Source organism: Chthonomonas sp., from assembly GCF_035294505.1.
GTDB lineage: Bacteria > Armatimonadota > Chthonomonadetes > Chthonomonadales > Chthonomonadaceae > Chthonomonas.
The window spans coordinates 1-9,036 of sequence record NZ_DATGKU010000086.1 but is presented as its reverse complement, the minus strand read 5'-3'; the positions used below and the strand labels follow the sequence as shown (position 1 = coordinate 9,036).

Here is a 9,036-nt window from a genome sequence, read left to right as displayed (position 1 = left end):
AGGTCGCCTGGTGCAGTCGGGTTCCGTTGCGCTCGTTCTGCTCCCATCCGTAAGTGCATACGGCGTTGAAGCAGTCTGTAAACTGCAAGAGCGTTTCCTGTAGAGCCGTTTGGGTGGCGGGGTCTACATGCAGTTTCAGGCACAACGTGACTTTCACTGCCTTGCCCTTCTTTTCGATAATCTTTGTTTACCGAGGGTATTATATCATGAATACTCTGGGTTCACCACCTAAATCGGAAAGGAGTGCAAGGAGTTTTTTGAGCTACGATTGCTGAAACAATCGTGCTGATGCGGCTAGCAATTCCTCCTCTGCGCAAACGCAGGGGTCTCCTTGCTATGTTTTTATGAAACCGAATCGTTCCGAAACCCATACGAGCATCAGTCGCCGTGCCTTTGTGGGGGGCACGGCCGGCGTAGCGCTGTTGGCCGGCCCGGCCGGGGCGCAGGATACCGCGTCGAAAGCGGAGCACGGCCCTCACAAGGCGGTGCTCTACTCTATGTTGCCGGAGAACCTCACGGTGGAGGATCGGCTTAAACTGGCGCGCGATGTGGGGTTTGAGGGGGTGGAGGCGCCACCGATTACCGACCCCAAGGAGCAGGAGCGCCTGCGGGCGGCCGCCGAATCGGCCGGAGTGCGCATTCATTCGGTGATCTACGGCGGGTGGGACCCACCGCTCTCCAGCCCTGACCCCCAGGCAGCCGCGCAGAGCCTGAAAAATGCCGAGGCTGCCCTGCAGTGCGCCAAAGCGCTTGGTGCCGATGATATTCTGCTTGTGCCCGCCGTGGTGGATGCCAAAACGCGCTATGTGGATGCCTACCATCGTTCGCAGCAGGCCATCCGGCGTCTGCTGCCTCTAGCCGAACAGCTGAAGGTCAAAATCTGCCTCGAGGAGGTCTGGAACAACTTCCTGCTAAGCCCTCTGGAGTTTGCCGCCTTCGTCGACTCGTTTCGGAGCCGGTGGGTAGGAGCTTATTTCGATGTAGGAAATGTGGTTCCTTTTGCTTGGCCGCAGGACTGGATTCGCACCTTAGGGCATCGCATCCAGAAGGTGCATCTCAAGGACTTTAAGGGAGGACCGGGGCTTTTCGGCGGCATCGGCGGTCATTTCGTAAACCTGCTTGAGGGCAGCATTGATTGGCCGGAGGTGCGACGGGCTTTTGCCGAGATCGGCTATACCGGCTATATGACCACCGAGCTTGCCGGCGGCGATGAGGCCTATCTGCGCGATGTAAGCCGGCGGGTAGACAAAATTTTGGCGGGCAGCTGATCCGTAGATTCCGCATGGCGTGGAGCCGTTTGCTGCGCAATTACGTAGAGGAGTGTAGGAGGAGATACTTTAACGATGAACAGCCCCCTATCCTCAGGTGTGGGGTCGGTGCGCTCTGGCATAGACCCGCTCGTCCGCTCACGCCTTATGCTGTTGCTGGCCACTGCGGTAACGGTGGTTTTGCTTTTTATTCCGTATGCGCAGCAGATTCTCTACCCTCTGCGGCTTTTTGTTACCTTTGTCCATGAAAGCGGCCACGCTTTGGCCACCGTCCTTACCGGTGGGCAGGTGGAGTACATTCGCATTGCGCCCTCGGGCAGTGGGGTCACCATCTCTGCGGTGTCACCATGGGCGCAGGGCATTGTGGATTCGGCAGGGTATTTAGGTGCCACTCTTTTTGGGGCGCTGCTGTTGCAGTTTGGGCGCCTTGCGCGTTGGCGCCATGCCGGCCGCGCGGTGCTTTATATGGTTGCCACCTACCTGCTTTGTGTGGTGCTGTTGTGGTGCAACCCATTTCGTAGTGGCGCTTTCACGTTTATTGCCGGGCTTTCTATTGTCGCGCTGCTTTTTTTGGCAGGGCGGTTTGCCTCTCCACAGGTTGCCGAGTTTTTGGCAGCTTTTCTGGCCGTGCAGTGCTGTTTGGATGCGCTTATTGATCTGCGCGTGCTGATTGGGCTTACCACGAACGACCTTGGTCAAAACGATGCCACCAACATGGCTCAGGCTGTGGGGCTTACGCCCACTTTTTGGGCAGTGCTATGGGCTTTAGTGGCGATAGGCATTCTCACGCTTTCCGTTCTTAGCTATTGGCGCGGAACCGCTCAAAGGAGACGACAAGTCCCGATGGAAGCGGATTTGTGAGGGAGAAGAGCCATGTTTTCGCAAGGCAGGGGCGTCCGCAGACAGAGGGCGGAGGAGGCGAGCGCATGCGAGCACTGCGGGGCGCTGGTCTACGGCGATACGCGTCGCTGCCCTCAATGCGGCCGTTTTCCCATAAAGCTTCATCTGTGTCCGCGGTGTAAAACCATTAGCGCCGCCGATGCCGAACGGTGCTGGCGATGTGGTTATGTGTTTTTGCCGGAGCATGACTATCTTTGAGGATCGTTGGCGAGAGCGGGACAGGGTTGTTGTGGTTATTTCCCAGAGGTTTCACAGAAAACTGAAAGTTAGCTTATTGGTCTCCCCTCCCTCTGCAGGGGGGCATCGGCACCCCATGTCACCTCGAAGCGAAGCTGAGAGGTCTTCTCATTTCATTCTCACTGAAGGCGAGAACGTTGGCCTTAAAGGGCCGGAGATACGACTGTCATTTCGAGCCGAAGGCGAGAAATCTTGCATTTCAATTCCCACCAGTTCTGAGGAGGCAGAGCGTGTGCCGGGAGGAGGGTAAGGGATGGGGCTTCAGAGACTGCCAATCTCATGGTTCTAGAGCCAGTTAGCGGAATGAGCTTACCTTGTTCGCCCCCTATCCCGTCCTTTCCCCCTATTAGGGAGAAAGGGGGCTATCTTGCCGGTTTTTCAAGGGGAAGGTTCTCATAGAAAACTGCCAATGAGCTTGTTGGTCTCCCCTCTCCCCAATGGGGGGAGGGGGCTTACAGAGCCGAAGGCGAGATGAACAACTGTCATTTCGAGCCGCAGGCGAGAAATCTTAGGTTTCCATCCCCTCCGGTTCTGAGAGATGGGGTGGGGGCAGCAGAAACTGCTGGCTTCACGGTTCTAGATCGAGTCAGCAAAGTAGTTTATCTTGTTCGCCCCCTATCCCCTCCTTTCCCCCGATTCGGGAGAAAGGGGCGGTTGTGTTGAGTTTCCGAAGGAAAGGTTATCATAGAAAACTGCCAATGAACTTACTGGTCTCCCCTCTCCCGAATCGGGGGAGGGCGAGGGCATCGGCACCCCATGTCACCTCGAAGCGAAGCTGAGAGGTCTTCTCATTTCATTCTCACTAGGGGAGGGCATCGGCTGCAGAGCCAGCGGTACGACTGTCATTTCGAGCCAAAGGCGAGATGAACCACTGGCATTTCGAGCCGAAGGCGAGATGAACCACTGGCATTTCGAGCCGCAGGCGAGAAATCTTGAATTTTAATCCCCACCAGTTCTGAGGGGATAGGGGGTGGAACTGACAATCTCGCGGTTCTAGAGCCAGTTAGCAGAGTGAGCCTATCCCTTCCTTTCCCCTAGGTTTCGGGAGATGCCAGCGTGCCGCTTCGGAGGGGCTTTGTGGGGTAAGGTATACTACGATAACTCCCTAATTTTTCGAGGACGAGAAACGTGGAAAGAAAGTTACGTATTGGGATACCCAAAGGAAGTTTGCAAGAATCCACTTTTGCCTTTTTCAAAAAGGCAGGCTATGAGTTTCGCATGAGCAGCGGGCGATCTTACCACCCGACGGTGGACGACCCGGAGCTGGAGCCGCTGTTGATACGCCCCCAGGAGATACCGCGCTACGTGGAGCAAAGCATTCTAGACGCCGGCCTTACCGGCAAGGACTGGATAGAGGACAACGGGGCCGATGTGGAGGAGGTGGCCGAGTTTGTCTACTCTAAAGCCACACTGAACCCCATTCGTGTGGTGTTGGCGGCAAAGAACGATTCGGGAATCAACTCGGTGCACGATCTGCAGGGCAAGCGGATCGCCACAGAGTATGTTCGGCTCACCGAGCGCTACCTGCAAAGGCATGGAGTGCGTGCGCAGGTAGAGTTTTCATGGGGCGCTTGCGAGGTAAAAGTGCCGGAGTTGGCCGATGCCATCGTCGTGAACACGGAGACGGGCAGCAGCCTCCGTGCCCATGACCTCAAGATCGTGGATGTGCTTCTCGTCTCCACAACCCGTCTCATTGTGAATCGGGCAGCCTGGCAAGACGAATGGAAGCGCGCCAAGGTGGAAAATATCGCCATGTTGCTGCAGGGGGCACTAAACGCCGAGCAACTGGTGGGGCTAAAGATGAACGTTCCCAAGGCGGAGTTAGAGCAGATTACCTCGCTACTGCCCGCCCTGCGCAACCCTACGGTTTCCCCTCTGGCCGATCCGAACTGGGTGGCCATCGAGATTATCGTCGCAGAGAACACGGTAAGAGACCTGCTGCCGCGGTTGAAACGAGCCGGAGCCGAAGGCATTGTGGAGTATCCACTGAACAAGGTGATCTACTAAGACCATGATCGCGCAGCTTCGTGGGCGGGTGGTACGTGCGGAGGCCGGTACGGTGGTGCTGGACGTTAACGGGGTGGGCTATTTGGTGCATGTGCCGACGCCGTTGCTTTCTAGCCTAAGCGCATGTGAGGGCGATGTCACGCTGCTAACCCATCTTGTGGTGAAGGAAGATGAGCTATCGCTTTACGGCTTTTCGCGCGCCACGGAGCTGCAGATATTTCGGCTTTTGTTGGGCGTAAGCGGCGTAGGGCCAAAGGCTGCGTTGGCGTTGTTATCGGCCCTTGAGGTAAGCGAGTTGGCCCGCGCTCTGTCTTCGGGGGATATAAAACTGCTTACCAAAGTGCCGGGGGTGGGGCCGAAACTGGCACAGCGGCTTAGCCTAGAGCTAGGCGACAGGGTTTCGGCGCTCGCTTTCGAGCAGCGTGTCGGGCAGGCTGTCGGCACCGCCGAGCGGACGGCCTTGGAGAACGCGGCGTGGGAGGATGCCATCGAGGGGTTGGTGGCGCTGGGCTACAGCCGTGCCGATGCCCGGCGGGCGGTGGAGCGCGTCTTCCCCGACATGCCCGATCGAACCGACGCCGCCGCGCTTCTGCAAGCGGGCTTGAAGTTGCTTACTTCGCGCAGGCAGTAGGTGCAGAGCCTTCCTTCACAGGTTTGCTCACGGCCCTAAAGGGCTATCCGGCACGCGCTGCCCCGGATTGTAGACCATGGCATACCAGGGCCAAAATCCATCACCCGGAAACTTGATCTGCAGCACCCGCACCGAGCCGTCGAGGTTCAGCCGAAGCGTGGTGCCCTCGCGTAGGTAGACGTTGGGTGGGTAGACGGGGTCGGAAGGAAACGTTTTCCTGAGTGGTGGATAGTTGGGAATGGGATAGCCGTGGTTGAAGTCGAGAATAACCCCCACCGAAGACGGAGGGAGGGCTAACAAGGCTTTCCACTCGTCATAGTTAGGCCCGTCGTCACATCGGAAGGGAGGACAGGGTGTAAAGTAGCTGTAGGAGGAAGGGTAACGATAGTAGTAGTGTGGGGTGTTGCCGGCATCCCAAAGCCAGTAGGCATAGTTGCCCGTGATGTCGTCGGGGCAGAGCAGCAGTTTCGGGGTGGAGACGTAGGTAGGCACCAGCCTATCAAGCAGGTAAGGCCGCTCTCCGTTGTAGTCTTCAAGATAGAGACGAAAGGCAATGCCGATTTGACGGAGGTTAGAGATACAGACGGACTGTTTTGCTTTCTCTCTGGCGGAGGAGAGGACGGGGAAGAGAAGGGCGGCCAGCAGGGCGATGATGGCTATCACCACAAGCAGCTCGATGAGGGTGAAGCCTACATAGGAACCGTTTCGTTTTGGCATCTTTGTAGCTCCTTTGGGAAAGGCACGAGCCAGAACCGTTTGCTGTCTGGCACGGCTCGTAAAAGTGTTCGCATAAAACATGTTTCCTTGCAACGCTCCAACGATAGATGCCCTCGCGAGCAGAAACTCTGGAACATGCTCGCGAGGGCAGAGCGCCTGGTAGGTTAGGAGCCGGTACTTAGGCAAATGACGGGGCACACTACCGGCCCGGTTTGAGAATTGCAACACCCGGCTTGCACGGGGGACGAGCACCGAGTACAGACGACGGTGCCAGGCCCGTTGAGGTTTTTGCACATGTATTCCGCGTAGGCCATCGTATATTGCCAATACTGGCTCGTTTGTTGGCAGTTCATACTCTGTGCAACGCAGAAGGTCGCGGTTGGGCAGGTATGAAAGGTCGTGCAGCTATAGCCCGTGGTGGGGCAGTTATCTACGATGTCGCCTCGAACGTTATTAGGGGCGCAGAGCGCGAAGGCGGCAAGACTCAGCACCGCCGACTGGGCTGCGGTGAGCAGGGTGGCATACATCCGTTTCATGGTTCACCTCCTGGTTTACCACCCTATAGGGCAATAAACTACATTATAAACGTTCGATGGGGGCGTTTTTGGACAGGCGGGCAAAAATTTTTTAAATCTATCGCTCAAATCGTTTTTTGAAGGAACGTCTACTTCCTCTGGATAAGTCGTCTATGGGAATGGACAGTGAGAAGCTTGAGTGGCCATAGGGATATGAATCACCATGTAACTACCCTACGGCAACGCATGCTTCCTCTGGACATAAGGAGGGATGAGGTCTCTAGGGGAATGTGCTCGTGGGAGCAAGCCGCGCACATCATGGAAAAAAGATGACATTGCTCTTGTGCCACCGATGTCATCTTGAAGGCGATAGCCGAGAGAGCATAGCGGAAAGGAAGGCTGCCGCCTTTAGGCGTTCCGCGTTGAGGCATAGTAACAAGGAGGACATTGGTAATCGCCAAATTCTACAAGGGTAAAAGGCGCAGTGTAATTACCTAAGAATTCTGGATGCGGCCCAATAACAAGCGCTGGTGCCATTGCAATAGGCGCAGGCGGTGGGGAAAAACGTCGAGCATCCTCCACGATTTTATGAATAGTTAAACCTAGTGCAGATAGAGAGATCAACGCCAATATGCCAACTAACAACAGATCTCTGTTACGCGCGAATACCATCTCCAGTATCCTTTATCCTGCCTATGGTAAGAAAGAATACGGAGGAATATGTTCATATAGGTAGTTGACGGAAACGGTTTTAACATGAAAATCGGCAAAGAGCGCGTTGAAACGCTCATAGGCGTAGGGCGGAATTCCCTCAGGACCATGCCAGGGTAGTATGTCGGAGACGAGGATCGCCTCCGTGGGGTCATGATAGTACTGCTCGGTTTGATGAAAAAGCGCAGGCCACACTCCGTAATATTCATAGCTGCATCCGTAGACGCGATACATCTGCCAAATCGGGTTTGAGCCTGTCAAGTAATGTTCTGCCGGGCAGTGAAATACCTCATGACTCTTTACATAAGGATAGAGCACATCTACGTAGTCGGGCATTTTGGCAAGATAGGGCACATAGGGGGTGTAGCCAGGGTCGCCCGGATGTGTGTTGAGCGCCTCTTGTTTTGTAAAATTGTCTACAGCATAGGGATAGTATCCATCATAGTCTCGCTGATAGAGTGCGATGGCAACCCCTTGTTGTCGTAAATTGGAGAGGCACTGTAAGGTAAGCGCCGATTCGCGTGCGCGGGCAAAAACAGGCAAGAGCAGTGCCGCTAAAATAGATATGATGGCGATGACGATGAGAAGTTCGATTAATGTAAGCCCTGAACTTTTCATTGCTGTTGTCCTTTATCGTTTTGAAGGATGAGCGAAGCCTCTGAACGGACAGCTTCAACGGGATCGGAGAGAAGATGTTCTGCCTCCTGGGCGGCCAAACGAGGGTTCATTGCATTAAGATGGCGCAAGGCGAAAATACGCACGTATGGGTTCGGATCGGAAAGTTTGGTTTGAATCAGCTTCTGCGCCTCAATAGCGTAGGGGGTATGCCTTAATTGTGTGAGCGCATCAATAGCTCTGTAACGAATAATAGAGGCTCTATAGTTAAGAAACAGCTTTATCTGAGCTATCTCTGCCGATGACAAAGAGTGCGTATGACGTGCTTTCATATCCAGATCGCGAGCCTCAATGTAGACTGTTGGGTCTATGCCGGTGGCGCGAGCAAGTCTCGCGTCATAGCTCCAATGGGTGTTGTAGTAACGCCAAAAGAGTATCGCGCTCACAAGCACACCCAAAGTAACCCCTATACTGATAGAAAGAAGTTTCTTGTTTCTCATGGTTTGCCGTTTGGGAGGACTAGGGAGGGCTATCCTCATGGTGACGATAACCCTCCAGACCCTTCGTATTGTACCCCTGTGCAGCTTTAGGAACCAACGTGGCTAACCGACAGGGTCCGGGCAGCAAGCTGCACATTGATCTTCAGCCAGCCCACTGTTGCCGCAGTATTTATGGCAGCAGTCTAAACAGTCGGATGCACCTCCGCAGTTGTTGTTGGTGTAGCATGGTGGGCAGGGGCTGATCGAACTGTTAGGCCTCTCCACAGCCCATGTGGTCGCGCCGAGGCTGCCGAGGGTTAGAACCAACCCGGTGAGAAACGCTGAAAGCAGATGGCGTAGGGACATTTTTCTGCTTTCTTGAAACATAGGGCCTTTCAACACGTCTCTTATGGTTTACCACCCTATAGGGCAATAAACTACATTATAAACGTTTGACAGGGCTGTTTTTGGACAGGTGGACAAAAATTTTTTAAATCTATCGCTCAAATCGTTTCTTGAAGGAACCTCTACTTCCTCTGAATATTCGTCTATAGGAATGGACAATGGGACAAAGACTTGAAGTGGGGAAAACAGGCACGAGCCGCATCCGCAATGCCCAAAAGCGGATATAATGGAAGAGAAGCAAAGGGGTTGGCGACACTTTTTCTTCGCAGGGAGCGTCGTAACAGATGGAGGAACTTCAGGCACCACGAGAGGGTGAGGAGAGGGGGCCGGGAAGCCTTTTTGAGCAACGCCTGGTGCTGCGCCTGCAGTCTGGCAGCCGAGAGGCCCTCGACACCCTCTTCGAGATGTACGTGCACCAGGTCTACGCCTATGCCTACCATCTGCTGCGCAACCGCGAAGATGCCGAGGAGGTAACATCGGAGGCGTTTCTACGGGCGTTTGAACGCGCGTTTTCGTTTCGAGGAGAGGCGCCCTTTCGGGCCTGGCTGTTC

General features: G+C 54.9%; 11 protein-coding genes. 6 read left to right on the top strand and 5 right to left on the bottom strand.

What is annotated here, in order from left to right:
* Positions 1-344: 344 nt before the first annotated feature.
* The 5 genes from VKV18_RS04885 (at position 345) to ruvA (ending at position 5,043) form a co-directional block, all read left to right on the top strand.
* Positions 345-1,268 (top strand): sugar phosphate isomerase/epimerase family protein, encoded by a 924-nt coding sequence (locus tag VKV18_RS04885; RefSeq protein WP_324203105.1) that lies wholly within the window; start codon positions 345-347, stop codon positions 1,266-1,268.
* A 75-nt stretch (positions 1,269-1,343) separates the two neighbouring features.
* Positions 1,344-2,129 (top strand): M50 family metallopeptidase, encoded by a 786-nt coding sequence (locus tag VKV18_RS04880; protein WP_324203104.1) that lies wholly within the window; start codon positions 1,344-1,346, stop codon positions 2,127-2,129.
* A 12-nt stretch (positions 2,130-2,141) separates the two neighbouring features.
* Positions 2,142-2,366 carry a double zinc ribbon domain-containing protein gene (locus VKV18_RS04875; protein ID WP_324203103.1) on the top strand — a complete coding sequence of 75 codons (225 nt, stop codon included), beginning with the start codon at positions 2,142-2,144 and terminating at the stop codon, positions 2,364-2,366.
* Between the two features lie 1,167 nt (positions 2,367-3,533).
* Positions 3,534-4,412: an ATP phosphoribosyltransferase gene (hisG, locus tag VKV18_RS04870; protein WP_324203102.1), complete on the top strand. Its 879-nt coding sequence runs from the start codon at positions 3,534-3,536 to the stop codon at positions 4,410-4,412.
* A gap of 4 nt (positions 4,413-4,416) precedes the next feature.
* Positions 4,417-5,043 (top strand): Holliday junction branch migration protein RuvA, encoded by a 627-nt coding sequence (ruvA, locus tag VKV18_RS04865; protein WP_324203101.1) that lies wholly within the window; start codon positions 4,417-4,419, stop codon positions 5,041-5,043.
* 27 nt (positions 5,044-5,070) lie between these two features.
* On the opposite strand, the gene VKV18_RS04860 is transcribed toward ruvA, so the two are convergent.
* The 5 genes from VKV18_RS04860 to VKV18_RS04840 all read right to left on the bottom strand — a co-directional run bounded on the left by VKV18_RS04860 (position 5,071) and on the right by VKV18_RS04840 (position 8,446).
* On the bottom strand, positions 5,071-5,760 hold the full coding sequence (locus VKV18_RS04860) for a prepilin-type N-terminal cleavage/methylation domain-containing protein (protein ID WP_324203100.1): 690 nt from the start codon (positions 5,758-5,760) through the stop codon (positions 5,071-5,073).
* A 164-nt stretch (positions 5,761-5,924) separates the two neighbouring features.
* The gene (locus VKV18_RS04855; RefSeq protein WP_324203099.1) at positions 5,925-6,296 is read right to left on the bottom strand and encodes a hypothetical protein; all 372 of its coding nucleotides are present in this window, start codon (positions 6,294-6,296) and stop codon (positions 5,925-5,927) included.
* 672 nt (positions 6,297-6,968) lie between these two features.
* On the bottom strand, positions 6,969-7,604 hold the full coding sequence (locus VKV18_RS04850; protein WP_324203098.1) for a type II secretion system protein: 636 nt from the start codon (positions 7,602-7,604) through the stop codon (positions 6,969-6,971).
* Positions 7,601-8,101 carry a HEAT repeat domain-containing protein gene (locus VKV18_RS04845; protein WP_324203097.1) on the bottom strand — a complete coding sequence of 167 codons (501 nt, stop codon included), beginning with the start codon at positions 8,099-8,101 and terminating at the stop codon, positions 7,601-7,603. The genes VKV18_RS04850 and VKV18_RS04845 overlap by 4 nt, the downstream gene beginning before the upstream one ends.
* Positions 8,102-8,203: 102 nt before the next feature.
* Positions 8,204-8,446 (bottom strand): hypothetical protein, encoded by a 243-nt coding sequence (locus VKV18_RS04840; RefSeq protein ID WP_324203096.1) that lies wholly within the window; start codon positions 8,444-8,446, stop codon positions 8,204-8,206.
* A 323-nt stretch (positions 8,447-8,769) separates the two neighbouring features.
* On the opposite strand from VKV18_RS04840, the gene VKV18_RS04835 reads away from it, so the two are divergent.
* On the top strand, positions 8,770-9,036 hold a 267-nt coding region (locus VKV18_RS04835; RefSeq protein WP_324203095.1), incomplete at its 3' end, for an RNA polymerase sigma factor.